The organism is Kitasatospora sp. NPDC088351 (genome assembly GCF_040685575.1).
Taxonomy (GTDB): Bacteria; Actinomycetota; Actinomycetes; order Streptomycetales; family Streptomycetaceae; genus Kitasatospora.
This window is the reverse complement of sequence record NZ_JBFBIL010000087.1, coordinates 1-25424: the sequence shown is the minus strand read 5'-3', so window position 1 is coordinate 25424 and position 25424 is coordinate 1. Positions and strand designations below refer to the sequence as shown.

At 68.0% G+C, this 25424-nt stretch carries 29 protein-coding genes and 1 pseudogene; 18 read left to right on the top strand and 12 right to left on the bottom strand.

Annotation, left to right across the window (positions count from 1 at the left end; genetic code table 11):
- Positions 1-96: 96 nt before the first annotated feature.
- From AB0P06_RS34755 to AB0P06_RS34740, 4 genes and pseudogenes are all read left to right on the top strand, one after another.
- Positions 97-306, top strand: coding sequence for a hypothetical protein (locus AB0P06_RS34755; protein ID WP_363614622.1), 210 nt, complete (start codon positions 97-99; stop codon positions 304-306).
- Positions 290-802 (top strand): DUF6879 family protein, encoded by a 513-nt coding sequence (locus AB0P06_RS34750; protein WP_363614620.1) that lies wholly within the window; start codon positions 290-292, stop codon positions 800-802. The genes AB0P06_RS34755 and AB0P06_RS34750 overlap by 17 nt, the downstream gene beginning before the upstream one ends.
- Positions 803-1181: 379 nt before the next feature.
- Positions 1182-2465: a hypothetical protein gene (locus tag AB0P06_RS34745; RefSeq protein ID WP_363614618.1), complete on the top strand. Its 1284-nt coding sequence runs from the start codon at positions 1182-1184 to the stop codon at positions 2463-2465.
- Between the two features lie 45 nt (positions 2466-2510).
- Positions 2511-2747, top strand: a pseudogene (locus tag AB0P06_RS34740) (transposase); the annotation flags it as partial.
- A gap of 23 nt (positions 2748-2770) precedes the next feature.
- On the opposite strand, the gene AB0P06_RS34735 reads toward AB0P06_RS34740, so the two are convergent.
- From AB0P06_RS34735 to AB0P06_RS34715, 5 genes are all read right to left on the bottom strand, one after another.
- A complete protein-coding gene (locus AB0P06_RS34735) occupies positions 2771-3364 on the bottom strand; it encodes a 2OG-Fe(II) oxygenase (protein ID WP_363614616.1) in 594 nt (197 codons plus the stop codon).
- The gene (gene cysS / locus AB0P06_RS34730) at positions 3361-4746 is read right to left on the bottom strand and encodes a cysteine--tRNA ligase (protein ID WP_363614615.1); all 1386 of its coding nucleotides are present in this window, start codon (positions 4744-4746) and stop codon (positions 3361-3363) included. Before cysS ends, AB0P06_RS34735 begins: the two co-directional genes overlap by 4 nt.
- A 125-nt stretch (positions 4747-4871) precedes the next feature.
- A complete protein-coding gene (locus AB0P06_RS34725) occupies positions 4872-5774 on the bottom strand; it encodes a hypothetical protein (RefSeq protein ID WP_363614613.1) in 903 nt (300 codons plus the stop codon).
- 2 nt (positions 5775-5776) lie between these two features.
- A complete protein-coding gene (locus AB0P06_RS34720) occupies positions 5777-6916 on the bottom strand; it encodes a sugar-transfer associated ATP-grasp domain-containing protein (protein ID WP_363614611.1) in 1140 nt (379 codons plus the stop codon).
- 49 nt (positions 6917-6965) lie between these two features.
- Complete coding sequence (locus AB0P06_RS34715; RefSeq protein ID WP_363614608.1) at positions 6966-7172, bottom strand: hypothetical protein; 207 nt, start codon at positions 7170-7172, stop codon at positions 6966-6968.
- A gap of 379 nt (positions 7173-7551) precedes the next feature.
- Between AB0P06_RS34715 and AB0P06_RS34710 the strand changes: the two genes are divergently transcribed.
- The 5 genes from AB0P06_RS34710 to AB0P06_RS34690 all read left to right on the top strand — a co-directional run bounded on the left by AB0P06_RS34710 (position 7552) and on the right by AB0P06_RS34690 (position 13413).
- Positions 7552-8667 carry a helix-turn-helix transcriptional regulator gene (locus AB0P06_RS34710; protein ID WP_363614606.1) on the top strand — a complete coding sequence of 372 codons (1116 nt, stop codon included), beginning with the start codon at positions 7552-7554 and terminating at the stop codon, positions 8665-8667.
- Positions 8664-9239, top strand: coding sequence for an HD domain-containing protein (locus AB0P06_RS34705; protein WP_363614604.1), 576 nt, complete (start codon positions 8664-8666; stop codon positions 9237-9239). Before AB0P06_RS34710 ends, AB0P06_RS34705 begins: the two co-directional genes overlap by 4 nt.
- An 860-nt stretch (positions 9240-10099) precedes the next feature.
- Complete coding sequence (locus AB0P06_RS34700; RefSeq protein WP_363614602.1) at positions 10100-10957, top strand: reverse transcriptase domain-containing protein; 858 nt, start codon at positions 10100-10102, stop codon at positions 10955-10957.
- A 558-nt stretch (positions 10958-11515) separates the two neighbouring features.
- Entirely contained in the window at positions 11516-12811 is a 1296-nt protein-coding gene (gene ltrA / locus AB0P06_RS34695) for a group II intron reverse transcriptase/maturase (protein WP_363614600.1), read from the top strand.
- Positions 12812-12876: 65 nt separating this feature from the next.
- Positions 12877-13413, top strand: a complete 537-nt coding sequence (locus tag AB0P06_RS34690) for a group II intron maturase-specific domain-containing protein (protein WP_363614598.1) — start codon at positions 12877-12879, stop codon at positions 13411-13413.
- Positions 13414-13557: 144 nt separating this feature from the next.
- Here the strand turns inward: AB0P06_RS34690 and AB0P06_RS34685 are convergent, their stop codons facing one another.
- Complete coding sequence (locus tag AB0P06_RS34685; protein ID WP_363614624.1) at positions 13558-14073, bottom strand: tetratricopeptide repeat protein; 516 nt, start codon at positions 14071-14073, stop codon at positions 13558-13560.
- A 115-nt stretch (positions 14074-14188) separates the two neighbouring features.
- Here AB0P06_RS34685 and AB0P06_RS34680 point away from each other — a divergent pair, with 115 nt between their 5' ends.
- Positions 14189-14746, top strand: a complete 558-nt coding sequence (locus tag AB0P06_RS34680; RefSeq protein ID WP_363614596.1) for a hypothetical protein — start codon at positions 14189-14191, stop codon at positions 14744-14746.
- A 418-nt stretch (positions 14747-15164) separates the two neighbouring features.
- On the opposite strand, the gene AB0P06_RS34675 is transcribed toward AB0P06_RS34680, so the two are convergent.
- On the bottom strand, positions 15165-15368 hold the full coding sequence (locus AB0P06_RS34675; protein ID WP_363614594.1) for a DUF397 domain-containing protein: 204 nt from the start codon (positions 15366-15368) through the stop codon (positions 15165-15167).
- Positions 15361-16224 carry a helix-turn-helix transcriptional regulator gene (locus AB0P06_RS34670; protein WP_363614593.1) on the bottom strand — a complete coding sequence of 288 codons (864 nt, stop codon included), beginning with the start codon at positions 16222-16224 and terminating at the stop codon, positions 15361-15363. Before AB0P06_RS34670 ends, AB0P06_RS34675 begins: the two co-directional genes overlap by 8 nt.
- Positions 16225-16539: 315 nt before the next feature.
- Between AB0P06_RS34670 and AB0P06_RS34665 the strand changes: the two genes are divergently transcribed.
- The 6 genes from AB0P06_RS34665 to AB0P06_RS34640 all read left to right on the top strand — a co-directional run bounded on the left by AB0P06_RS34665 (position 16540) and on the right by AB0P06_RS34640 (position 19050).
- The gene (locus AB0P06_RS34665; RefSeq protein WP_363614591.1) at positions 16540-16917 is read left to right on the top strand and encodes an ATP-binding protein; all 378 of its coding nucleotides are present in this window, start codon (positions 16540-16542) and stop codon (positions 16915-16917) included.
- Complete coding sequence (locus AB0P06_RS34660; protein ID WP_363614589.1) at positions 16914-17174, top strand: hypothetical protein; 261 nt, start codon at positions 16914-16916, stop codon at positions 17172-17174. Before AB0P06_RS34665 ends, AB0P06_RS34660 begins: the two co-directional genes overlap by 4 nt.
- Positions 17162-17410, top strand: a complete 249-nt coding sequence (locus tag AB0P06_RS34655; protein WP_363609341.1) for a hypothetical protein — start codon at positions 17162-17164, stop codon at positions 17408-17410. Before AB0P06_RS34660 ends, AB0P06_RS34655 begins: the two co-directional genes overlap by 13 nt.
- Complete coding sequence (locus AB0P06_RS34650) at positions 17407-17694, top strand: hypothetical protein (protein ID WP_363614587.1); 288 nt, start codon at positions 17407-17409, stop codon at positions 17692-17694. Before AB0P06_RS34655 ends, AB0P06_RS34650 begins: the two co-directional genes overlap by 4 nt.
- A gap of 69 nt (positions 17695-17763) precedes the next feature.
- A complete protein-coding gene (locus AB0P06_RS34645) occupies positions 17764-18378 on the top strand; it encodes a hypothetical protein (protein WP_363614586.1) in 615 nt (204 codons plus the stop codon).
- A 231-nt stretch (positions 18379-18609) separates the two neighbouring features.
- Positions 18610-19050 (top strand): hypothetical protein, encoded by a 441-nt coding sequence (locus AB0P06_RS34640; RefSeq protein ID WP_363614584.1) that lies wholly within the window; start codon positions 18610-18612, stop codon positions 19048-19050.
- Between the two features lie 265 nt (positions 19051-19315).
- Here AB0P06_RS34640 and AB0P06_RS34635 read toward each other — a convergent pair whose 3' ends face one another.
- The gene (locus AB0P06_RS34635) at positions 19316-20134 is read right to left on the bottom strand and encodes a phosphatidylinositol-specific phospholipase C (RefSeq protein WP_363614582.1); all 819 of its coding nucleotides are present in this window, start codon (positions 20132-20134) and stop codon (positions 19316-19318) included.
- A 540-nt stretch (positions 20135-20674) separates the two neighbouring features.
- Positions 20675-21211, bottom strand: a complete 537-nt coding sequence (locus AB0P06_RS34630; protein WP_363614580.1) for a class IV adenylate cyclase — start codon at positions 21209-21211, stop codon at positions 20675-20677.
- Between the two features lie 236 nt (positions 21212-21447).
- Between AB0P06_RS34630 and AB0P06_RS34625 the strand changes: the two genes are divergently transcribed.
- Entirely contained in the window at positions 21448-22005 is a 558-nt protein-coding gene (locus AB0P06_RS34625; RefSeq protein ID WP_363614578.1) for a DinB family protein, read from the top strand.
- 133 nt (positions 22006-22138) lie between these two features.
- Here AB0P06_RS34625 and AB0P06_RS34620 read toward each other — a convergent pair whose 3' ends face one another.
- A complete protein-coding gene (locus AB0P06_RS34620) occupies positions 22139-22711 on the bottom strand; it encodes a potassium channel family protein (RefSeq protein ID WP_363614576.1) in 573 nt (190 codons plus the stop codon).
- Positions 22712-22826: 115 nt separating this feature from the next.
- On the opposite strand from AB0P06_RS34620, the gene AB0P06_RS34615 reads away from it, so the two are divergent.
- Complete coding sequence (locus tag AB0P06_RS34615) at positions 22827-23768, top strand: formylglycine-generating enzyme family protein (RefSeq protein ID WP_363614574.1); 942 nt, start codon at positions 22827-22829, stop codon at positions 23766-23768.
- Positions 23769-23858: 90 nt separating this feature from the next.
- Here the strand turns inward: AB0P06_RS34615 and AB0P06_RS34610 are convergent, their stop codons facing one another.
- On the bottom strand, positions 23859-25202 hold the full coding sequence (locus tag AB0P06_RS34610) for a hypothetical protein (RefSeq protein WP_363614572.1): 1344 nt from the start codon (positions 25200-25202) through the stop codon (positions 23859-23861).
- Between the last annotated feature and the right edge of the window lie 222 nt (positions 25203-25424).

Below are 25424 nucleotides of genomic sequence, written 5' to 3'. Positions count from 1 at the left end.
CACCAAGAAGCAGTAGCCGACCGAACCCCCGCAGCCAGCAGCCCTCTCCCCAACCTCAACTCGAAACGGACATCAACTCTCGAACCGCCCTCTGACATGTCGGCACGTACATCGCTTACCCGGCTCACCGGCAGTGGCAGCGGGGAGTGCGGGGAGAAGGACTGCCCCAACGTCTACCGGACGGAGACGGGCTCGTTCGTGGTTCAGGGCGACCTGTCCGGCGTTTTCACTCCGTCCGAGGGCGAAGGCCTGGTCGAGATCCCCGAGAGCGTACTGCGGGAGGCATTCCGTGCTCTTGGCTGGTGACGCTTGGGAACAGTGCTTCGACTCCATGCGGTTCGAGGCGTGGAGGTTGGAGACACTCCCCACCTACGCCATGCCGCAGGAAGCGGAGAAACTCGATCGCTTCCTGTCAGGAGAGAAGTCCCCCGACGGCTATCAGTCGGGGTGGATGGACGAAGTGCGGCAATGGGAGAGCGAAGGAAGGAGAGTCGGGCGCGTTCATATTGTGACGCAGCCCCTTTCCGACTATCTTCGGTTCGTGTTCGAGTATTACTATCGACATCACGTCAAGGCCGGTGAGGATATTCGCATCCTCGATGTGACCGACCGGGAAAACCCGCTGTCAAGCGCACAAGACTTCTGGATGTTCGACAAGTCCAAAGTCGTTCTCATGAGCTACAGGGCGGACGGGACGCAGATCAGTCGCGAGCTGTTCGACGGCGCACCTGATCGGTTCATCGAGTACCAGCGAATCGCCATTTCGGAGTCCGTCCCGTTTCTGGAGTATGCCGGGTCGTGACGCTCCATCCCGAGCAGCTGGGCCAAGCCAAGCAAGAACTGGCTGCGACATTGAAAGAGCTTTGCAAGCGAGCCGGCCTCTCACCATCACCGAGACGGACCGGATCTCGTTGCAGCGTACGGAACTCGTCTGGCGCGGGGCTGTCCGCAGGGAGGTGAAGGCACTGCTTCACCCGGTGGTCGCTGCGCGGATCGTGGCGCCACTCCAACTGCCCGGAACCGTGACCTACCGCGAGATGCGTATCGGCACCCGCAGTTCGCCGAACCCCGGAAAGGCGATGACACACTCATCATGACAGGTCAGAAGGTTTTTGCGTAGGGCGAATGGCACATGTCACCAGGCTTGTTCGGGCCTCTCCGAGACGCCCAGAATCTCCGTTATGAACCACTCGGGGAAAATCGATCAGGACGACATCGTGCGGGCGCAGGTCATGCTGCTAGCGTCGGGGCGCCGCACTCCACACGAGGAAGTTGATGCCTACCGGGTGCTCGCCCAGGTCAGCCCCGTTGCTTATCTGCCCCGCCTGGTCCTGGCCCTGCAACGCCTGAGCTACAACTCCGGCTCGGGCGAGCGGCATCCAGCCTGTCTCGCTCTGTGTGAGGAGGCGGTGGCTGCGGCGCGGGCCATCGATCCGGTCGAACCTGCTCGTGCGGATCTTCTGTACGGGGCACTCGACACGTGCCAGAGAGAGCTGTACACCCTGGGCCGCCGTGCCGAAGGGCTCGCCATGCGCGCCGAGATGCTCGCCATCGGCCGTGCGCAGGCCGAACTATCCCGAGACCCCGAGGTCAAGGGGCTGCGTGGCTGGGCGGCCGGTCTCTCCGAGGATGGCCGCTATGTCGAGGCTGCCGATGCCCTGACTGAGTTGGTCGAGGCGATCCTGCCTCACGGGCCCGGCGACGGGGGTCTCGCCTGGTCACTCCTGGAGTGGATAGCCGCTCTCGATGACGCCGGCCGGTCCGGCGAAGCAATCGGCGCGTTCGAGAAACTTGTTGGAATGCAAGCGGTCGAGGCCTCGAACGACCGCGGCCCGATGGCCTGCCATCTCTACTCGCTGATCGGGTATGCACAGATGCTCGACACTTGCGGCCGCGGTGAGCAGGCGGCCACCGTACGGCAAGAGGCACTCGCCTTGCTAACGGAGTTGGCCGCCACCGGTGAGCGCAAGTCCTGGAGTGGCTATCAGGCGTCCTACTGGGCGGTTCTGCTGCCCTTTTCCGGTGCCGACAGTGAGCGGTTGACGTCCGGTGGACCGTGTCCGCCTTCGGGGGCGGCGCCCATGCAGTGGTCCCCCGATGCCAAGCGGCACTACTTCGACAGCCGTATCACTCTGCGTGAAGACGTGGGCGCCCTTGTCTCACGAGCCACCCGAGATCCGGACCAATATCTGGCCGAACTGGTCCGGGTACATCGGGTCCTCACCGTCCGTTCTGCTGTCTACTGGGAGCACCGCACCCACCTGTTCGCGGAGCGAGTACGCCCCTTGTTCGATGACGGAGTGGAGCTGGCCCGCCAGCTGTGTCAGCACGATCCGGCAGACGGAACCCGAACGCTGGCCGAGATCCTGATAGACCGATCGACTTTCCACACCGCCACCGGCGAGTTCGAGGCCGCTCTCGATGACTTCCGCCAAGCCCTGAGCTACCTGGGAGAGGACAGCTGACACGAGAGCCTGAAAATCGTCGCGGTGCCGCACAACGCGGATGTGAAAGGCTTCCAGGTGTTGCCCCGCAGGTGGGTGGTCGAGCGGACATTCTCCTGGCTGGGACGGTGCAGACGGTTGGCACGGGACTACGAGCGCAAGACCGCACACGCCGGGGCGATGATCAAGGTCGCCATGATCCGACTCATGGCCGCCCGCCTCGCCGGCGAGGAGATCGAACCACGCGGCCCCATCGAGACCGAAGCAGCCCGCCGCCTCACCGACGGCCTCAAGAACGAGTGATCACCCGATTACCCAACACTTTCTCAGCCCGCGAACCGCGCTGTGCCCTTCACAAGTCTGCGGGTCAGTAGGGAGTACCGGGCGCCGCCGGTTATGGGGCGGACGCCGTGCATGAAGTCGCGGGTGGCTGGGAAGGCGACGAGTGCTCCCTTGGCGGGGCGGAGGTCAAGCGGGGGCTCCTCAAAGTAGAGGGCCCCGCCGCCGTACTCGTCGGGTCCGCTGAGAAACAGCACGGTGGTGAGGTCGCCGCCGATGACGGGCTGGCCGTTGGTGGCGGCCCGTTCGAGTTCCGTCTCGGTGACCTCGTCGTGGTGCGTGACGAAGCCGACTCCGGGCCCGTACCGGTAGATCACGGTCGGCTGGCCGGGGACGGGGTAGGTGTCGACGCCGAAGAAGGCATCGATGTGCGGCGAAACGGCGGCCATGACGAGGTTGGCGAGGCGTTCGGGGACCTCGACGTACTTGCACTTGCGGAGGGTCTCGTCGATGACGCCCTGGTAGCTGCGGGGACGCTGGGTGCTGTGCTCGAAGTGCCGGAGCAGTTCCTCGCACAGGACGGCGGGCAGGGCGTTGTCGACGATGAGCGGGCCGAGCGTGTTCCAGGATGCTGAGGTCATACGGATGTCACCTCTTGTGTGAACCACCATCGGGTTGTGTCGGGGGTGTCTTCGATGACGATCCCCCGTTGCTGCAGGGTCTTGCGGATCTCGTCGGCCTCCTCGAAGTTGCGGGCCTGACGCAGTTCGCGCCGGCGGGCGAGCAGGGCCTCGATCTCGGCGTCGGCCGTGGTGCGCTCGTCGAGGTCGAAGGCGTCGAAGAGTTCGTCGAGTTCCTGGAGCAGGGCCAGAGCGGTGGCGCCCGGAGGCTCCTCGCGCCGGTTCTGCTCGCGGATGTAGTCGAAGAGGACGGCGAGCGCACCAGGGGTGTCGATGTCGTCGTCCAGTCGCTCGAAGGCCGCGTCGCGGGCCTCTCGCGCCAGGGCGGTGCTCGCGGGGCTCTCGTTGTGCGAACGGTCGATCAGGCGGGCGAAGTTCTCCACCCGGCGGCGGGCGGCCCGGGCCTGTTCGAGCGTGGTGTCGTTCAGCTCCATCGAGGAGCGGTAGTGCTGGCTGAGAAAGGCGTACCGCAGGGTGCGGAAGTCCGCAGTCTTGAGGATGTCGCGGATGGTCAGGAAGTTGCCGGTGCTCTTGGACATCTTCGCGCCGTCGACGCGCAGCAGGCCGGTGTGCATCCAGTAGCGGGCGAGGGGGTCGAGTCCGGAGGCGGCTTCCATCTGGGCGATCTCGGCTTCATGGTGCGGGAAGATGAGGTCCACGGCGCCGCCGTGGAGGTCGTACTGGGGGCCGAAGAGGGCTTCGGTGATGGCGGTGTCCTCGATGTGCCAGCCGGGCCGGCCTTCGCCGAGGGCGGTAGACCAGTAGGGCTCGCCGGGCTTGCGGGCCTTCCAGAGGGCAAAGTCGCCGGGGTTGTGCTTCCGGTCGTTCTCATCCACGCGGGCGAGTGAGTCCTCGGCCTTGACCTCGGTTCGACCGGAGAGCTTGCCGTAGCCGGGGAAGGTGGTCAGGTCGTAGTACCAGCCGTCGTCGAGTTGGTAGGCGTGGCCGTGCTCGATGAGCTGCTGGACCTGGGCGACGATCTCGTCGATGTGGTCGTGGGCGCGGCCGAAGACGTCGACGTTGGTGTTGTGCAGGTCGGCCATGTCGTCGAGGTAGTGCTTCTCGTACTCGGCGGCGAGGTCGCGGGGGTCCATGCCCAGCTCGCCGGCCCTGCGGATGATCTTGTCGTCGACGTCGGTGAGGTTCTGGGCGTAGGTGACCTGGTAGCCGCGCTTCTTGAGGTAGCGGGCGACGAGGTCGAACTGGGTGTACGTCTTCGCGTGGCCGATGTGGCTGAGCCCGTAAACGGTCGGGCCGCAGACGAACATCTTGACCACGCCGGGCGTCATGGTGACGAATTCCTCTTTGCGCTTGGTCAGCGTGTTGTACAGCCTGATCGCCATCTCGGACCTCTCCCGGGTCGGTGCTCCGTCGTTCGTCGAAACCGGCCTAACGGCCTTTCCGATAATCAGATTTGGTTGGCCGTCGGTCCGGTCTCGGCAGGGCCTCGAAGCCTATCGCGCAGCGGCTACCAGGCCGTTCCGTCCGGGTCCGCACATCGCGATCCCCGCAGCTGCAGCCGGCGCTGGTAGTGGCTGCGGATCTGTTGGGCCTCGGGACCGTCGGTGACGAAGCCGTCGATGCTCGCGCAGAACTTCTCCAGAGCCTCGACTCGGCGCTCCAGGTCGGTCCGGCAGCTGGGGTTGCAGCGGATCGCGTCCCGTAGGATCTCCGCCTGGTCGACGGTGATGAACCCGCGGCTGACGAGCTGCGTCAGTTTCCACTTCCTGTTCGGGATGAACTGGCCGGCGGTGGCGTAGATGCAGTCGATCACCTCGTCCACCGCGAGGTTGAGCAGGTAGTGACCGGCCTCGGGGCCGAGGCGGCGGGACTGGCGCAGGGACATCTCCCGCACGTCCCAGGTGATCCGGTTGGCGAGCCGTTCGCGCTCCAGGTCGAGCTGGGTGCGGGCGGCCTGGGCTTTGTGGTGGATGAGTTCCTGGAACGAGCCGCCGCGGTCGTGGAGGACCTGGCTCTTGTGCAGATAGGTGTCGCACTTCTCGCCGGGCCAGGTGGTCCTGGGGTCGCACTCGTACTGGTAGATCAGCTGGTGGACGTTGACCTCCATGGAGCCCCAGGGGACGGGGAGGCGGAAGAGGAACCTGGGCACCCATGCGGGGATGCGGTCGGCGATCAGCTGACAGGTGTCCGCGAGGTGGGGGCGCCACTCGGCAGCCCGCAAGGGGACGTCAAGGACGACGGCGACATCGAAGTCGGACTCCTCGTCGAAGCACGTCGGGTTGTCGGGGCAGTCCGCGCTGGACGACAGGATGTACAGGGCCTGGACTTCCGGCTTGGCCGTCCATTGGGTCAGCAGCGGGGACATCGCCTCGCGGGCGAGTTCGAGGGCGGTGTTCGGTGTGCGGCGCACGTTCACGACCTCCTGTGGTCGGTGATCAAGGACCTACCAAGGGTGTGGGACAGGCCGCCGTGGGTGCGCTGGAGGTTCATCAGGCTCGGGCTGCTGTTGCCCTCGATGATGAGCGCCTCGGCGTCGTGATCCACGGCGATGTCCCAGCCGACGACGGGTGTGCGGGGGAAGTGGACTGCGGCCCGCTCGGCGGCCTCGACGACCTGGCGGATGGTGCTGATCTTCTGGCCGGCGAAGGCGAGGCCGGAGACGGGGTGGTGGGTGTAGCGGGTGAGCGAAGTGGTGTGCGCGGTGTCGTCGAGCATGCCGGTGGCGGTGTCGACCCGCACGTACAGGCCGCCGTTGCAGGCGTTGTCGACGGCGTCCGTGTCTGCGCTGCTCTTGAGCAGGCAGTACAGGACCCGTGGGCCGTCCGCCGGGTGGAGGTGGGTGATGACCCGGAAGGTGTTGAGCGAGTAGGGGTTGAACGCGGCGAGCTCGTCGTGCTGGCGGACGAACGCTTCGATCAGCCACCCTCCCCACCTTGCGCCGTATGCGGCCAGTGAGAACGGCGTGCCGTCCTGCTGGAGGAGTTCGCCGCCCTCGTTGTCGAGAACGAGGACGCCGGCGCCACCGCTGGTGTGCCTGGCCGGCTTGATCACCACCTCGGCGATGCCGCCGAGGGCAGCGTCCACCGCAGCAGGTGAGTCGGCTGGCACCGGTCGCCCAACCCGGTCGAACCAGGATCCCTGCTCGCCGGTCATCAGGAGTAGCGGCTGGGGGACGCCCGCGTCGCCGAGGATGCGTTTGCACGCGATCTTGTCATCCAGGAGCAGGGCGGATCGGTTCACGGCGGGCAGCAGGCGGCTGTAGAAGACGGTGTCGGGCACGTACGCCGCTGCCGAGGCGAGGTTTACTCCGGTCCGGTAGAGCTCGTACCGGAAGTAGTGGAACGGCAGGCAGCGCCACTGGGCGGTGAGGGCTGCCAGCTCGAAGCCGATCCGGGAGATCGGCTTGCGGTCGGCCGTCTGCCGGTACGTCGGCAAGTAGACGTTTGCGGTGTTCTCCAGTTGGTGGGCGACCCACAGCGGGGCCGTCACCTTCGGGCCGATCCGGGCCCGGAAGAACTCGTCGAGCATGTTGGCGCGCAGGTTGAACCTCATGTCGTCGTTCCTTCCGCTCGTGCGAGGTCTGGTGAGGGCTGGCCGCGCCTCAAGCGGCCGGTTCGTGGTCGGGGAGGGAGCGCGCGGGCGGCGCCGCAGCCTCGTGCCCGGTGCCGAGCTGATGCTGCGCGGCGATCCCGAGCAGCGTGAGCGCGACGATGTGTCCCAGGCCCCACAGAGAGGTGAGCGCTGTTCCTACGGGGTCGCGGTGCTCGCCACGATGGCGACCCCGGTGCTGGTTAACGGCTGCGTCCATGGCTGGTGCCCTCGGCTCCCCTCGGTGGCTTGAAGGCGGCCCCGCCCCGGCGGGGGTTTTCACGGGGCGGGACCGCCGGCTGGTGGCCGCTCCGAAGGCCCCAGGAGCCGGAGGTTCCGGCTTCATTTCCTTCGGAGCGGTGGGCATCTCGCGGATCGAGACCAGAGGAGCTGTGCAGGAACTAGGCTTCCCCCATCGCGTGCGATGCCGTAGCGATGAAACTACGGGTAGTGACGCGGAGGTTCGACGGACTGCCGGTACGAGTTACCCGGACGATCGAGGCCAGGGGGCGCAGGGAATGCCTGCTCGTACGTCATCGCGGCGTGGAGAAACACTGACTGGCAGTCGCAGTTCGCCTGAACGCGGACCGGACGGCCTGGTGGCCGGCTTCCTGTTCAAGGTCATACGTGAGCAGATCCCCCGCACCCAGGAGGAGCTGGCCACCGACCTCGGCGTCGACAAGAGCACCTTGCAGGGCTGGGAGTCGGGGCGTCGCCCGCTGTCGGCAACGAGGGCCGGCAACCTCGTTGCGATGCGGCGCAAGCTCATTCGCCTGGGGGCGCCGCCCGCGCTGGTCGATGCGCTGAGCCTCGCGATGGACGCCGACTTCATCCTCGGCGAGATTCTGGGCAGCGGCACCGGTGCCGGCTCGGTCGAAGAACACCCCCTCGCGGGCTGGGTCTTGACGCGGGACACCACGCACATGATCGGCTGGGCCGTCAGCGGCGTTCTCCCGGGAGTGGTGGCCGCCCAGCTGAACATCCCGGCGGCGCGTCGCGGCCCGGTTGCCGTTGCCCCTCTCCTCGGCGCGGCGGACCGTGTGCGGTTCTTCAACACCCTGCGCCAGAGCGCCGACTTGGCCGACCGGGATGCCGAGGATGCCGCCCTGCTGCGGCGGCAGGTGTTCTACCTGTCCTCCTACGACCGTGACTGGGACGCCACAGAGTGGTTCGACGGGATCCGGCGCCGAGGCCGGCTGACTGCCTCGGTGTCCGGCTGGTCACCCCGTTGGGCGGAGGCGCGATCGGTCGCTGCTGCTCTCGCCAGGCAGGGCGATCCGGAGCTGCTGCAGGACTTCATCGCCCGGTCCCTGACCGACAACGATGATGCCGAGGCTGCGAACCTCAACTACTGGGCCCACTGGCTGGGTCTGGACGGCCGTCCCCAAACGGACGACAACTTCATGGCAGAACGCGGCCGGCCGGCTTGGGATGCGTCTGCGCTGTTACGGCAGCTCGCCGTCCGGCTCGATCGGGCAGCCGAGTACACGGACCTGTACGTGCACTCGATCTGGTCGCTGCTGATCGCCAGGCGCGGTCTGCTTGACGTCGACCCGCATGTGACTGAGGACCTGGGCACGCGGGTTCGGCTCCTCCTGGATGGGGGCAGTCTTTCCACGCAGTCCCGCCGCGAGCTGGAGGCCGTGCACTACGGTCTGCGCATAGGCGGGTTCGGTAGTACGCAACTGATCCAACGCACCGAAGGACGGCGATGACGGACGACAAGCAGTCGCAGGGCACGGCGAGCTTCCTGATGGAGATGGGGATGCTCAAGCGGGCCAAGCGGTCCGGTTGGTGGATCGCCGGGGTCAAGGACCCGGAGACCATCGCCGAGCACAGCTTCCGTACGGCGGTCGTCGGTGCCGTGCTGGCGATGATGGAAGGTGCCGACCCGGCCAAGGTGGCGCTGCTCTGCACGTTCCACGACACCCAGGAGACGCGGATCGGGGACATCCCCCACATCGGCCGGCGCTACCTCACTGCCTCGTCCAACGAGAAGGTGACCGAGGATCAGGTCAGTGCGGCGCACCCGGCCGTCCTCGCTGGCGTCCAGGCGATCGTCGAGGAGTACGAGAACGCCGAGAGCCTCGAAGTGACCGTGGCCCACGACGCCGACAAGCTCGAATGCCTGATCCAAGCTGTCGAGTACCGCGAGCAGGGGTACCAGAACGTGCAGCCCTGGATCGACAGCAGCCTCGGCAGCCTCAAGACCGAGTCCGCCCGGACGCTGGCTGAGGCGGCACTCACCATGACCTCGTTGGAGTGGCAGAGGATCTACCTCGCCTGAGCTTGGAATTTATGCTCGTCGGGCTTGGTGTTCCTTGATCGTCTCGGCGCGTTCGACTGTCTTTCCGACATCGTGACGTGTGGCCGGCTGTTTGTTCTTCGAGCCGGAGAGCCAATACCTGGCCTGCGGGCGCGTCGACAGGGAGACTCATGGGCAGCGGCCGTTCTCTCGTGCTTCGTGACTCGACATCTCGAAGTGTGGAGAACGGCCGTCTCCGCTGTCTCAGGAAGAACCGCAGATCAGCAGGTCGGGTGACCTGCGAGGTTAAACGTCGAGCGTACGTCCAGCAGCTCGGGCATTCGAGCAGGTGAGAGGAAGGTTCGGATGTAACCGAGCGTCAAGCTCAGGGCAGCCAGCCGGTGCGAGTCCGGTCCGGGGAGACGCCAGGGTCCCCGGTAGCTGACTCCCGGCGTCGTTCGAGAGGGCGGCGTCGAAGTGGAGTGACAAGCGTCCTTCGGGGGCGTGCGACCGACCAGTCCGCAACATCAAGTGAAGCCTGCAGCGCCGTCATTTAACCCCCGCTCCGAGAGGGGTGGGCCAAGGAGGAGCCGAGCCTGTGCTTGAAGGGCGAAGGCCATGGAAGGCGTCCCCGAACCTGGAGCGGGCGTTCAAGAACCTCCCGGCGTAAGGGGCGTGGAATGGTCGGAAGGGTGTCCTGGGAACTGGAGAGGGCCTCCTCGGCCCCGGGCATGCGGCCCGGGAGTGTGGCCCGCCTATAACCGGCGGAACCGGGAAGTGGCGGGCTGTCGAGAGGCAGTCGGAGGGGGTCGTAGTAGTGCAGATCAGCGGGACAACACAACCCGCCGGGAGCGAAGGGCCCCTGCTTCATCGATGCGTGACACGAACAAGGAGGTGCCCGGGTGAGTGCCGAAACGGCTAGGTCCGCCCGCCGGGAGGACACAGGCCGCAGTGAGCGGCGTCCTCTGGACAAGGTCCGAGCCTTGCAGTGGACGCTCTACCGCTGTGCCAAGCAAGAACCCGAACGCCGGTTCCACGCCCTGTACGGCCACGTCCTCCGCATGGACGTCTTGTGGCGGGCGTGGTCCAGCGTGTGTGCGAACCGGGGCGCGCCGGGCGTGGACGGCGTGACCGTCGACCAGGTGGCGGCCTCGGGGGTGGACGAGTTCCTCCAGGACCTGTCGGATCGGCTGCGGACGCATGCGTATCGTCCGTCGGTGCTGCGGCGGGTTCAGATTCCCAAGCCGGGGCGGCCGGGGGAGTTGCGGCCGCTGTCGATCCCCACCGTGGCGGACCGGGTGGTGATGACGGCCGCGAAGCTGGTTCTCGAACCGGTCTTCGAGGCCCGGTTCACCGGCGCGAGCTACGGTTTCCGGCCCAAGAGGTCCGCGATCGACGCGTGCGAGGCTGTGCGCGTCGCGGCGAACCAGCGGCAGGAGTGGGTGTTCGAGGCTGATATCCGGGACTGCTTCGGGACGATTGATCACGAGGCACTCGTCGCTCAGGTGGCGAGGCGCGTGGCGGACCGTCAGATGCTGAAGCTGATCCGGTCGTGGCTGCGGATGGGAGTGCTGGAGGGTGGGGTGACCTCTCCGGCCGGGGCGGGGACCCCGCAGGGCTCACCGATTTCTCCGTTGCTGGCCAACGTGGCCCTGCACGTCCTCGACGAGGCGTGGCAGGACCGTGGTTGCCGGCTGGGGACGTTGGTGCGCTATTGCGACGACTGTGCGCCACGAACACTGAGGGAGGTTCCGGTGTAGAGACGGAAACTTCCGACGTGATGCTGCACTGGTGATGGAGGTAGGCCCTCCGGGACCGCCCACGCAGGGGGAGGTCTCAAACCACCGCAGGCTGCTCCGGTGAATGAGCCGGGGTGGTGAGCACTGCGGACAAGGCGCACTTGATGCGTCAGGTGTGAACCGAGAAGGCGAACGTGAGTGAACCACCGCCGAAGTGTCGAAAGCGTATGGATGGTTACCGAAACCGGGGTCCAGTTGTTGCCCCGGGATGAATCTGGCGGGTTCCTGTATTCCTGGCCAGGTGGTGCCCGGCATGAAGGTGGCGCGAGCTCGGTTCAGGCGTCGGTGCGGAACGTGGGAACCCCTCGCCGCGATGCTGCCGACGGCCGTGTTGACGGCTTGCCGGTGTCAAGGGAGAACCTCAAGCAGCTGAAACTGCAAGGGGGAGAGTACCGATGCGCGGCAGGGGGACGGACCGCCTCGTAGTAGTGCTGAAGCCCCTGTAATGGGGGTGGAGCGAAGGGGGCGGGTCGTCCTGGTCCTGTTTGGCGGTCAACCGGAGTTCCCGGGAGGAGCCAGGTGAACGGATCGAGGCCGCAGGCCGAGACCAAGGTCAAGTCGTTTGACATCCCCAAGTGGATGGTGTGGGAGGCATATCAGCGGGTCAAAGCCAACAAGGGTGCACCCGGGACGGACGGGGTGACGATCGAACGGTTCGAACAGGACCTGCAAGGCAACTTGTTCAAGCTGTGGAATCGCATGTCGTCCGGCTCGTACTTCCCTCCGGCCGTCAGAGCCGTGGAGATCCCCAAGGCGGGCGGACGAGGTGTCCGCGTGCTCGGGGTGCCCACCGTGGCCGACCGGATCGCTCAGACGGTGGCCGCAATGTATCTGGAGCGTCGGGTGGAGCCTGTGTTTCACCCAGACTCCTACGGCTATCGCCCCCGGCGGTCCGCGCTGGACGCGGTGGAGCAGTGCCGGCAGCGCTGCTGGAGAAGCGACTGGGTGGTCGATCTCGACATCCGGGCGTTCTTCGACAGCGTCGACCACGAGCTGATGCTCAAGGCGGTCGAACGGCACGTCGACGAGGACGGGAAGTGGGTTCTGCTCTACGTCCGGCGGTGGCTCATCGCGCCGCTGGCGAAGGCGGACGGGACGGTGCAGCAGCGGGATCGTGGGACTCCGCAGGGGTCGGCGATCTCGCCCGTGCTGGCGAATCTGTATCTGCACTACGCGTTCGATGTGTGGCTGACGCGGGAGTTCCCGCAGGTCACGTTCGAACGGTACTGCGATGATGCGGTGATCCACTGTCGCAGCGAGTGGCAGGCCCGCAAGGTGCGGGACGCCCTCGCGGCCAGGTTGGCGCAGGTCGGTCTGGAACTGCATCCGGACAAGACGCGCATCGTGTACTGCAAGGACGCCGACCGGCGGGGCTCGTACGAGCACACGTCGTTCACGTTCCTCGGGTACACGTTCCGGCCCAGGCTGGCCAAGAACCGGTTCGGGAAGCACTTCGTGAACTTCCTGCCCGCGGTCAGCAAGGAGGCGATCAAGGCGATGGGCAAGGAGATCCGTTCCTGGCACATCGCCCGGCGCAGCGACAAGTCACTGATGGACCTTGCGCGGATGTTCAACAGCATCGTGCAGGGCTGGATCAACTACTACGGGCGCTTCTACAAGTCCATGTTGTATCCGCTCCTGAGGCGCCTCAACGAACTGCTGGTTCGCTGGGCGTGCCGGAAGTACAAACGACTGCACCGCCGGGAGAAACGGGCCCGGGAACTGATGGCGGGCGCGGCCCGCCGCTACCCGAACCTGTTCGCCCACTGGCGGTTCGGACTCAAGCCTGACGGCTGGACGATGGGAGCCGTGTGAGCCGAGAGGCTCCCGCACGGTTCTGCGAGCGGCGGCGGGTGCAATTCCCGCCGCCGACTCACCTCGTGGTCCTGTCGCCGACCGGGCAGTGTGCCGAGCAGGCGCGTCAGCTGGCGGCCGATGTATTGGGTGGGCTCGGGATGCGGTTGCATCCGGAGAAGTCCGGCATCGTCTGCCTCACTCGGGGTGGGCAGGGCTTCGATTTCCTCGGATTCCATCACCGGAAGGTGGAGTCGTGGAAGTGGCGGGGCAGGTTCTACCTGCAACGCTGGCCCTCGGCGCGGGCGTTGGGGGTGCTGCGGGACAAGGTCCGTGCGTCGACCTCCCGCTCCCGGACCGAACGGCCGGTGGCCGCCGTGGTGGCCGACCTCAACCCCGTCCTGCGGGGTTGGGCCGCGTATTTCCGCAACGGGAACTCCGGGCGGAAGTTCAACGCGGTCGACGGCTACGTCCACGAGCGGCTGGCGATCTTCGCCAGCCGGAAACACGGACTCGCGGGCCGGAACTGGACCACCCGTTACACCTATGGGTGGATCACTCGGCTCGGGGTCCATCGCCTGACCGGGAACGTGCGCGGGGGGACGGTGCATGCCAGCCGGTGAACGATGTCGGAAAGCCGTGTGCGGGAGAACTGCATGCACGGTTTGAAGCGGCGGGGACTGGAAACGGAGCATCGCCCACCGCGCCAGTCCCCGACCCTACTCAGCCCACCGGGCCGGGGTTCGGGCCGTGGTGCGGGATCGGAGTCATGAGGTCCATCGCTTGCTCCACTGTGTCGCTTCTGCGTCACCAGCCGCCGGAGCGGCCGTGCCGGTGGCTGCCTGTCCGATCAGCAGCTCGACGCGGTCGAGTGCGGCCTGGGTGGATTCGATCAGCCCGGTGTCACCCTTGGCGATCCGCAGCCGCCACGCTTCCCGCAGGTGGGCGCGCGCAGGTACAAGGTCGCCTTGTTCCATGAGGTGTTTGCCGAAGTGCTGGAGGGCGAAGTCGACGAGTTCCGGGTGCCGGCTCCGGGCAGTGTCCAGGGCCTTGCGGTAGAGCACGTCAGCGGTCTCTGCTTCACCGGCGTAGCGGTAGGCGTCGCCGAGGTTGAGTTCGGTGGCGATGACGGCCCGGATGTTGCCACTGGCTGTGGCCAGGTCGAGCGCCTGGCACAGGAACGCGCGTGCGTCGTGGTAGTCGCCCAGGCTCACCAGACCGATGCCGACCCACCGGGCCAGGACCCGCGTCCGGGCGTCGTCCGTGCCGGGGGGCGTCCGCAGGGCCTCGCGGATTTCTCGGCCCCTGACAGGCCCGGCCGGCGAGGGCCCGGTTTCGTCTCCGAGGCGCGTGGAAACTGGGATGCCCCGGCCGTGCGCCGCTGCGAGACTGGCAGCCGTGACACGACCTGAACTCTCCGAACTCGACCACCTGCGAGAGATAGAACGGCTCGCCAGCGTGGTCGCGGGCGCCGCCTCGGTCGAGGGCTGGCTCTCGTATCAGCCCGAAGCAGAGGACGCGACGCGCTTGCAGCGGGCGGTGAACGCGCTGGCCCGGGAGCTTCGCCACTACCATTTCCCCGGGGACGGCTGCCTCGACGATGAGGCGGAACGCCCCGAGCTGAAACTCGCGGGCGTGGTGATTCTGCGGCCCGGGGCGATGCCGGATGGCATGGGGGAGACCTATGAGCAGGCGTGCGCCCGCCTCGGAGTCGAGGCCCGGCCCGAGGGGTGGGCCCTTTGGAACACGTGGGGCGACGGGAAGCTCCAGGTGACGATGGTCGTCTCCGCGGTCGACACTACCGAGGGCCTGCTCGCGAACTGGTCGCGGGGCAAGGCCATCTATCCGGTGACGCCGGTGCCTTCCCAGATCGCTCTCATCCACCACGGCTGGGCTGCCCACATGATCTTCTCCCCGTTCGGGGTGAAGAAGCTCGGGCTCGGCGGGCAGCCGTGACATCGCGTCACCTCGACCGCCGGTCCTCCGCTCCCGGCTCGGCTGGTCAGCGGCTCGGCTGGTGCTCGGCTTCGGTGGCGGCCAGGCGGTAGGACTCGATGCCGGTCTCGATCAGGGTGAACCGGAAGGCCAGCCGGTCCGCGATGGCCGCGCAGAGCCGGGGGTCGGTGAACGTGGGGCTTTACCCCTGTTTGTGGACACTTCTGAGAAGCGGATCTTCGGGTCCGTGAACAGGATGTCCTCATGGGTGCTGCGAGGTGCTCGGGGGAGTTCAAGTGGGACGCGGTCGCGCTGCGTCCCGAGACAGCACACCTTAGGTTCCAGCCCTGCCTTCCGGGCCTGGATCGGCGGGCTGCGCCGACCCGTTCTGCGGCCGCCCCTCGCTCGGGTGAGCGAGGGGCGGCTGGTGGTTGTGGGGTCAGGCGATGTGGTTGGCGTGGTGGTCGAACTCGCCGGCCTTGGCGCCTTGGAGGAACGTGGCGAACTTGGCGGGGGTGGTGCGGACGATGATGTCGCCGGTGTCGGACTCGCGGAGCTCGACCAGCCCGTCGACGGTACGCACCTCGACGCACTCGTTGTTTGAGGCGCTGAAGCTCGACTTCTGCCACTCTGAGTTAGGCATTCGCGGCTTCCACTTCTTTCATGATTGATCGGATGAACTCGCGCGAGCTTTCTTCGGAGAGCGCGGTGGAGTCCAGGCGGGCGAAGATGGCCCGATGCTTGGCCAGGTCCGCCGGTGAGTCAAAGAAGAGTGCGCCCTGGGCTACGTCCATCTCGATGGTATCCAGTTCGGGGACTGAGCCCTCGGCGAAGGTGAGGTTCTCGCCAGATCCGGGGAAGGTGTCAACAGCGAATGGCACAACTCGAACGGAGATTCCGGGCCGCTCGGAGTCATCAAGGAGAGCGCCAAGCTGATTCACGAGCACCGTGGGTCCGCCGAATTGCATCCGCAGCGCGGCCTCGTGGATGAATGTTCGTAGCGGTGTCGAACCGGAGCGGACGACCTCCTGTCGCCTGATTCGAAAGGCTGTCCTGGTGTCGATTCCTTGTGGCGACAGGGGTGGGAAGAGCCGAGCGAACACGGCAGCTGCGTAGGCGCTGGTCTGAAGCAGGCCGGGCATGTACGTGGTGGTGCAGAACGTCAGCCGGGTTGCGTGGGCTTCAAGCTCTGCCACCTCAAGAAAGTCAGTCGTCAAGATGCCGCGATACTCCTCCCACCAACCCTTTCCACGCTCTGCGGCCACGCGGGCGAGGGCATCGATGAGCGGCCCGTTGGCACAGTTGCAGGCCGAAGCGACCGTGCGTAGGCGTTCGGGGCTGACACCGATCTTCGCCGTCTCCATCTGCGTCATCTGACCGGGGCTGATGCCGAGCATGCGGGCGAGCTGGCTTCCCCCGAGGTCGGCTTGTTCCCGCATCCGTCGCAGCTCGGTGCCGAGTCGACGTTGACGGAGAGTCGGGTTGGGGCGAAGAGCCATGGCGTCCTCTCTGTCGGTGTTGGGGTCAGTGTGCCGGGCTGGCAGCACGTAGGTCCATCTGGGCTCGGTCACACGGAAGGGGGAACTTTCTGCTGCGGACCTAAAAACTCAGGCGATGGTGCATTATGGTCTATCTCACAGTCGGTCCGACGGATCGTCAGTAACGCCTGTTTCCCGGGCAGTAGGCGCCTGCTGCCCCCGCACCGCAGAGCAGCCATGCGTGGCGTCACCAGTCCCGTTCTGGCCTGGCTCACGGCGACGTTTCCGCCGGTGAACGACGAACCCCACACCCGCACCCTCACGGAGGTTCCCCTCATGTGTGCCTTCAGCCTGCCCGAAATCCCCGACTGGTCCGCCGCCCGTGCGGAGCTGAGCGACGCGATGTCCCTCGCCGGATGGCCGGACGACGCCATCCACGACGCCGAACTCGCCCTCCACGAGCTGTACTTCAACGCCTGGAAGCACGGCGGGAGCCCCGCGCCGACCGTCGTCATCCTCCTCCTCGAAGGCCGCAGCCTGCGCGTCTGCGTCAGCGACGACAACCCCGTGCTGCCCGAGCCGCGCGAGTGCGCCGACCCCTACGCGCAGTCCGGCCGGGGCCTGCACCTGGTCCGCGAGCTCACCCACCGCTTCGGCACCACGCCCCGCAAGAACGGTAAAATCGTATGGTTCGAGCTGGACGCCGCCGCGTGAGCGCCCGCCACCGGCCCCTCGCCCCGGACGACCCCCGGATGCGCGACTACACCGACGCCCAGGTCACCGCCCTCCTCGGCGAACTCCGCGAGCGAGGCCGCCCCCACGGCATCCTCTGGGGCTCCGCCACCACCCACAACGGCACCGTCGACGGCCGCGTCCTGATCGACTTCGGCAACGCGCCCGTCAGCACGCTCCTCAACCTCCTCCACCTGCTCCACGAAGCCGGGCGGGGCGGTGACCCGTGGGAGTCGTGATCCCCCTCGCCACCAGCTCCACCCAGCCGGCCCACGTCGAGCGCACCACCGTCCCCTACCTCACCGTCGAACACGTCCCCGACGCCACCGTCCAGCTCCGCCTCGCCGTCGACCTCGACGTGGCCGCCGGCCCCGGCGAACAGCTCGCCTTCCCCCTCACCCGCGACCAGGCCGAGGAACTCCTCCACGGCCTCGCCGCCCACCTCGGCACCCGCGTCCTCGGGATCCGCCGATGACACCCGGCACCGTCAACTTCCTGATCGGCGCGGCGTTCGTGGCCCTCCTCGCCCTCGCGATCGCCACCGTGATCCTCGGCGTCCTCGCGACCCTGAGGATGCCGCACCCCGGCGAACGGGCAACCACCCCGCCACCGCCCCCGATCACCCGCCACGGCCGCTGGGAACTGCGCCAACTCCCCGACGGCACCGCCGAATACGCCTGGATCGCCCGCCAGGCCGGCCACTTCGGCCCCGAAACCCACAGCCCCACCCCCCAGGGGCGTCACCGCATACCCGCCTGACGGCCGAATCCCGTGGTCCCCTCGCCGATCCGGCGAGGGGACCGGGGCGAGCCGCACTACGCTGAGCCGGTGAGCGACATTCCGACCCCCAAGGCCAAGGGCCCGTCCTGGCCCGGAGGGCGCCGCGGCTCCCGGGGGCCGACCCGTCGGGAGGGTCACTCGCCGTTCTCGCCCGCCGAGCGTCTCGTCGCGCGGTTCCGCTCGCTGCCGCCGGGGAGCGACGACAAGGTCCGGATCGTCGCCGCGCTCGAAGACGCGGTGGCCGACCCCGCCGTCGCGGCCTTCCTCGCCTCCGTCGTCGCGGACCCGGCCGAGGACGAACTCGCCCGCGTCGAGTGCGCGACCGTCCTCCGCCTCTCGCCGCCGGCCGACCCCGCCGCGAAACGGGAGGTGGCCGACGCCCTGCTCGCCGCCTTCGCCGATCGCGACGAGGACCTGGTGCGGCAGCACGTGGCCATGGCGTTCGGCCCCTACGCCGACGACCCGGCCGTCCACCGGGCGCTGGCCGCCGCCCTCGGTGAGCACGAGGGCGACCCACTCGTCCCCGACAACGCCCTGTTCGCCGTCCGGCAGGCCGGCCCGTCCGCCCAACGGGCCGACCTGGTCCGCACCTTGCTGCACCACCCCGAGCTGGGCGGCGAGGCGGGCCGCATCCTCGACGACTGGGGCGTTCCCCGCACCTGAGCACCTGAGGGCGCGACCCTGCGCGAGGTGCCCGGCGTGGCCGGCGGCCTGTGGGTCATGGGCGAGGTCAAGGGCCCCGGCCGTGAACTGCGGTTCGACACGGCGGAGTTGGGCGCGTCGGGCATCGACCTGGCCCGCTTCGCCACTACCGTCTGACGCACACCGGAAAGGCGGGACCCGTTCCCAGCGCAACTGGGAGCGGGGCCCGCCCCCGACCAGGGTGGAGCGCTCATGGATCACTGGAACAGGCCCGGCCTGCACTGGCACTGCTACGCCTGGTCGGGCAACAAGCGTCCCGACGATGTCGAGCGACGGCCTCCCGAGACGCAGAACGGCGCACGGCCCGCGTGGTCGAGCCCGGTTCCACCGCTGGAGGTCATGCACTGGCTCGCCAAGCCGGCGGTGCAGATCAAGCTCACCACGAACGACCCGGCCGGGACACTGGAGTGGCTGGGCAAGCAGCTCGTCGACTCCCCGGCGCTGGAGACCGACCTCGATCCGGCGATCCGGCTGGAGCACGCCCGGACTTTCCTCGGCACCTTCCCGCACGACGTGGTGTGGACGTACTGGACTCCCGGCCGGCAGCTCCGATCGGTCTCGGCCGTGTCGTGCCCCCGAACCTTCAACCCGACCGGCGAGACGCCCCTGCCGTGTCCGTTGCAACGCCGCTGACCGCAGACTGTCCGGCGGATCATGTGACCGCCTCGCCCCGGGATCTTCGTTCTGGTCGCGGGGCGAGGCGATCTGACGAACGACGAGTGGACGCGGCTCCTGCCACATCTTCCGAAGTCCGGTGTTCGGTACGAGTGTTGGCGCGATCACCTGGCGGTGGTCACGTCACCGCCCGTACCGGCCGTTGCTCGCCGGCAGGAACGGCCGCACACGAGGGCACTCGCCGGAAGGTGCCGGGATCGGGCGCCGGCGTCCCGCAGGGTGGCTAGATGAAGTTCTTGTCGATCAAGAGCCGCAGGACCTCGGTGTCGTAGTCGGGGAAGTCCATCGGGACGATGCCGAAGTGGATTCGCTCGGTCTTCCGCTGGTCCAGGTAGTAGCGGACCACCGGGAAGATGTTGCCCGCGTTGGTGCTGGGCCAGACGCCGTTGGCGTAGCTGGTGTGGTTCACGTACATCTCGGCGGCGTTCTGGTGGAAGTAGGCCTCGTCGAACCACTCGATGATCTTGTTCTTCTTGTATTCGATGCCCTGGCCGTTCCCGTCCCAGATGTCCTGCGTCCGGAAGAAGCTGTTCGAGCCACTGGACCACTGGAGTACGGTCCACGGGTTGTCGAAGTCGGCGACCAGCACGATCTTGCCGCGAGCCTGCCCCAGGGTGGGCCAGTAGGGGTTGGTCCAGAACCGCGGACGGAAGTTCATCGACGGGTCGTCCAGGTAGAAGTTGAACCGGCGTCGGAACTCCGCCGCGCCGAGCGCCTGGCCGCCCGAGTTCTCGTTCTTGACCCGCATGATGACGACCTCCTTCGGATTGTTCCGAAGGTGGTTGTCGCAGGCGTTGAGCACGTCCTGGTAGCGGATGTCCTGGTAGAAACTGGCGTGGTAGACACCCATTTCGTTCGCGGTGCCCTGCAGGCCGTTCAGGCGGATGTCGACAAAGCGGATGCCCTTCTCGAACTGGTCCCAGATGCTCCAGTTCTGGCATTTGGCCCACATGGTGCCGTTGTTGGCGTTGTTGGCACAGGTGTCGTGGGTGCCGGGGATCGTCATCCTGGTCAGCGGGAGGCTGTCGGGCAGGTTGCTCATCCAGTTCCGGCTGGACCAGCTTGCGGCGCCGGCCACGCTCGGAAGACCGAACGCGGCGGCGGCTGCCACGCCGCCTGCTCCGGCTCCCCACCTCAGGACGTCACGACGGGTAGGGCTCATAAGTACGCTCCAGGTTCGAAGGGGTGACGTTGGGGGAGGGAGCCCCGCGACACATCCTCTTCGCCTCCTGGGGTCCGGGATATCGTGGACAGCCACGAGTTTGACGCTGCGCCAGTCCTGATTGCCCTGGTCCGGGTGGGTGTGGCCGATGAACATCAGGTGGCGCGTGACGAGACCGACTGCACCCGGTTCGTGCCGGTACCGGAGAGGATTCGGGTTCCCCGCCGGGGACTTGGCCGGCCCCGAAAGAAGCCGGACAGCGTCACAGCCGGCAAGGCCTATGGCAACGGGCCGTGCCGCCTTCGTTGTGGCAGAACGTGCAGGCCGGTCCGCAGTCGTCAATGACCTTGATGCGGACCGTGTTGTCTCGCACGATGCGGACTCGTGGTGGTGCGGCCACGCGCGCGGGGACCTGCCCTTTCACCCGAACGTGAGCCGGGGGATCGACTCGATGTCGATGCCGTACCGGCGGTAGACCAACGTGGTGTTCTCACTGGTGAGTTCGTCCACCGGAAGCCCGAGGGCGCGCACCGCTTCGTGGACGTGGTCGCCGCTGGTTCCCTCGACTTCCAGGTACGGCGGGATGAGCGGCCACTCGTCGATCTCGACGGCGGCGCCGTTCAACGACCAGGACGAACGGCGGTTCTCCTGGTACGCCTTCGGCTGGTAACCGAGCTTGCCGAGAATGGCGTTCGTGGCGTCGAAGTCACCCACCCGGGTCTCGGTCTCCCTCACGCCGTCGATGGCGTCGGTCAGGATCTCTTTGACGCATAGCGTCGCGGCGGTTCCGTTGTCCCGCAGTCGTACCCACGTCCCGGTCCTACCGGGAATGTCGTAGACATAGCGGCGCTGGAGCCGGTCCCCGTGGTGCTCGGCACCCGCTTCCACCAGCATGGCGCGAATCTTCACGGGGTCGACGTTGAGGATCTTCGCCTCGAACTCGGTCTGAGTACTCATATGAACTGCCCTCTAAGGGACGGTAGTTGTTCAGCCAGAGTGCCATCTTCTGCGTCATCGGCACCGCCCGCGGCTGACCGGCGCCGGCCGCTGGGGCTTTTTCGGATCGGCGGGGTGGAGGGCCGATCGCCGTCGCGATCGGCCCTCCATTCGTCCGTCATGGAGGTCGGGAACTGACCTAGATCCCTTCTAGCGTTCTTCTTGACGACGAACAGGAACAACGGAAGGCAGCCATCATGACCGTCAACGAACTGGCCACTCCCGAGCAGGCCGACGCCCCGGTCGTGACCGGCGAGCGTGCCGATCTGCTGGAGGCGCTGGCCAAGCAGCGGCACTTCCTGCGCTTCACCACCCGCGACCTCACCGACGAGCAGGCCAGGCTGCGGACCACCGCCGGCGAACTGTGCCTGGGCGGCCTCATCAAGCATGTCGCCGACGTCGAGCGGAACTGGGCGGGCTTTATTCTGGAGGGCCCCTCGGCGATGCCGGACTTCACCGCCATGACCGAGGCCGACTGGGCCCGGCGGGCGGACGAGTTCCGGCTTCTTCCCGAGGAGACGCTGGCCGGTGTGCTGGCCGACTACGCCGAGGTGGCCCGCCGTACCGACGAACTGGTCGCCGCGCTGCCCGACCTGGACGCCGGCCACCCGCTGCCCAAGGCCCCGTGGTTCGAGCCCGGCGCGCGGTGGTCGGCCCGCAGGGTGCTGCTGCACGTCATCGCCGAGACCGCCCAGCACTCCGGCCACGCCGACATCGTCCGGGAGTCCCTGGACGGGGCCAAGAGCATGGGCTGACCGGCGCCGCCGTCCGGGTCCTGCCGCCGCACCGGAGGCAGGACCCGGACAGCGACCGAACGGCGAACGGGACGCTACCGGCCGGGATCCGGTCGGGTCGAGGGAACTGCGCAGACCCGGGCGCGGACGGTGGCTACTCGCCCTTGCCCTCACCCGGGCCCTGGCCCTGGCCCTGGTCGTGCCGGTGGACCCGGTGCTCCAGGCCGCTGCGGATCGTCCTGCTCAGAGTCCCCGCGGCGGCCGCGAGGAAGACGAAGTTGTACGCGATCTGCAGGACCACCACCAGCCGGGGCGACTGCCCGACCGCGGTGATGTCGCCGTACCCGACCGTGGCCATGGTGACCACCGTGAAGTACAGCGCGTCCAGCCGGGTGTACAGGCCCGCGAACTCGCCAGGGTGGCCGGCCAGCACGTAGTACGCACCGGCGAAGCAGGTGAGCGACAGGCAGATCAGGAAGACCAGCCACACCCCGGGCCGCTTGCCGGTGCCGCGCAGGACGTCCGTGATCCGGGCCAGCAGCAGCCCGCTCAGGCCGGTGAGGATGACCGCGAAGGCCAGCCAGCTGACCACCGGCCGGTGGTCTCCGAAGAAGCGCAGCGGAAGATTGAAGTACGCGACCATCTGCACCGCGAACGATCCGAACAGCCAGAACCAGGCCCGCACGTCGATGCGGTCGCGCGGCTCTGGTGACGGGTTCTCGGACATCCTGCTCAGCCTGCGCCGCGCAGCTGTCGGCCCGCCCGCCGGACTGCTCCGTCCGGGCGTGCCGTAACGTCCAGCGGCACAGCGCAGAAGGCGGGAAACGGGAGCAGGGGAGACGATGCCGGACCAGCGGCCGGAGATGGTGCACCTGCCCGGCGGGGCCTTCACCATGGGCTCGGACCACCACTACCCCGACGAGGCGCCCGCCCACCGGGCGGTGGTCCGCGGCTTCCGGATCGACCGGTACGCCGTCACCAACGACGACTTCGCCGCCTTCGTCGCCGCCACCGGCCATGTCACGGCCGCCGAGATCGCGCCGACCGCCGCGGAGTACCCGGACGCGCTGCCCGACCTCCTGGTGGCCGGCTCCTCGGTGTTCCGCAGCCCGGACCGCCCGGTGGACCTGGGCAACGCGTACAACTGGTGGTTCTTCGTCCCCGGTGCGGACTGGCGCCACCCGTACGGGCCGGACAGCTCGATCGACGGGCTCGGCGACCACCCGGCCGTCCACATCGGCCTCGCCGACGCACGGGCGTACGCGGCCTGGGCGGGCAAGGAGCTGCCGACCGAGGCCGAGTGGGAGTACGCGGCGCGCGGCGGCTCGGAGGGTACCGAGTTCGCCTGGGGCCGGGAGCGGGGCGACGAACTCGTCCCGGGCGGGCGGCTGATGGCCAACACCTGGCACGGCGACTTCCCGCTCACCAACCGCTCACCGGACGGCTACCGGGCCACCGCACCCGTCGGCAGCTACCCGGCCAACGGCTTCGGGCTGTACGACATGATCGGCAACGTCTGGGAGTGGACCGCCGACCACTACACCGGGCGCCACCGCGGCACCACACCGAGCTGCTGCGGCGGAAACGGCCGCGCGGGGGACGCCCGCGCCGCGAGCATCGACCCCGCCGCGGCCGCGCCCGGCATCCCGCGCCGGGTGATCAAGGGCGGCTCGTTCCTCTGCGCGCCCACCTACTGCCGCCGCTACCGCCCGCCGGCCCGGATGCCGCAGTCCGAGGACACCACCACCTGCCACCTGGGCTTCCGCTGCGTCATCAGGGACTGAGGGCGCCCCGCGCGCCTCACCCCGTACCGGTCCCCACGCCGGCACCGCTCATGGCTGATCGTCCCTCAGGAAGAGACCCCGCCTCCTCCTTCAGGCCGGTCGGGGTACGTGCTCGCCGCCGCCCCCGTCCGGCTCGTCCAGGAATTCCAGCACCGCCAGCGCCGCCAGCAGCACCAGCGCCAGGCAGAGCGTCACCAGTACGGTCGGATAGCTCCAGAGCAGGAATGCCAGCCCCGCGCCCGCGGCGGCCACCCAGCCGAGCCACCCCTTCCAGCGGTGCACGAACCGGCCGACCGGCCCGAGCCGCACCCCGCCCCGCTCGGCGGTGTGCCGCACCCCGCCGATCCCGGACCGCCACAGGCCCCGGACCGTTCCGGCGTGCGCGCCGGCGCCGCTGATCCAGGCGCCGAGGGCGATCAGCAGACCCAGCGTGATCACCACCCGGACGGCCGAGCGCAGATAGCGAATCAGGGTGTCGTACACCGCCTGGGCCGCCGCCTGGTCCACCCCGGCCGGGAGCCGGTCCAGATAGAGGACCCGGAAGACGCTCAGCCCGAGGCCCAGCAGCAGCGCCCCGCCGGCCATGCCCAGGGCGACGGTGACGACCGCCCGCCGCCGCCGTTCGGCGAGCAGCACCCCGCCGACCGCACAGGCCACGGTCAGCACGGGCAGCCAGAAGCCGGCCAGGTCCAGCAGCCGGAAGCCGGTGCGCACCCTGGGGATGGCGTCGGACTGGAAGAGCGTGAACTGGGTGTGGATCTCGGGGATCTTCGAGGCGATCGACAGCCCGTTGTCCACCAGCCGGGTCTTGACCTGGGCGATCAGCGGGGCGAGGTCGAGCACCACGGTGTCGTTCTTGATCTGGACGGCGCCGCCGCCCTCCCCGGTCAGCATCTTGTCGACGGCGGCGTGCGCGGTCCGGTTGACCTCCGTCCAGATCCCGGCGAAGGCGTCGCTGTCCACCACCCGCTCGACCTGGGTGTGGACGAAGCCGGTGAGCCCGCTGGTGAGCGCCTGGCCGATGGTGCCGAGCAGGGCGCCCAGCTGGGGCCGGTCGGCGGGGGCGACGCTGTCCAGCAGCGAGTCGACCGGGATGTACTTCACGATCTCGTCGGTCACCCGGTTGGTGACGGCGGCCCGGACGGCCGGGTCCCGGGCGAGCGGAGCCATCGTGGCCACGTACCGGTCGGTGTCGGTGACCTGGGACTTCGTCCAGACCGCGACCTCGCTGACCGGGGTCAGCACGCAGGCCAGCAGGACCAGCAGGACGGCGAAGAAGGACCGGGTCCGGTGCCGGGGAGGCTGCCGGGCGTGCGCCTCGACGGCGCTGAGGCGGGCGCGCAGCTCGGCCAGTTCGTCGGCGGAGGCGGCAGAGCCGGTGGCGCCGGTGGGCCGGGCGGGTTCGCCGGGCTCGGTGGGCTCGCTGGCTGACATGCCTCAACTCCGTTCCTCCGGTCGGTGCATACCAGGAGATAACGGATCAAAGAGGACGGCCAGTCGGGAAGCGCCCGGGAGCGGCGGCCGCGCAGGCACGACGAAGGCCCCCGGTTCCGTCGAGGACGGCTTGGGTTCAAGGGGTCGTCGCAACACCACTTGGTTTTAGGTGGTGAGTAGATCACGTAGACGCTCGGCTGGGGTATTCCAGCCGAGCGTCTT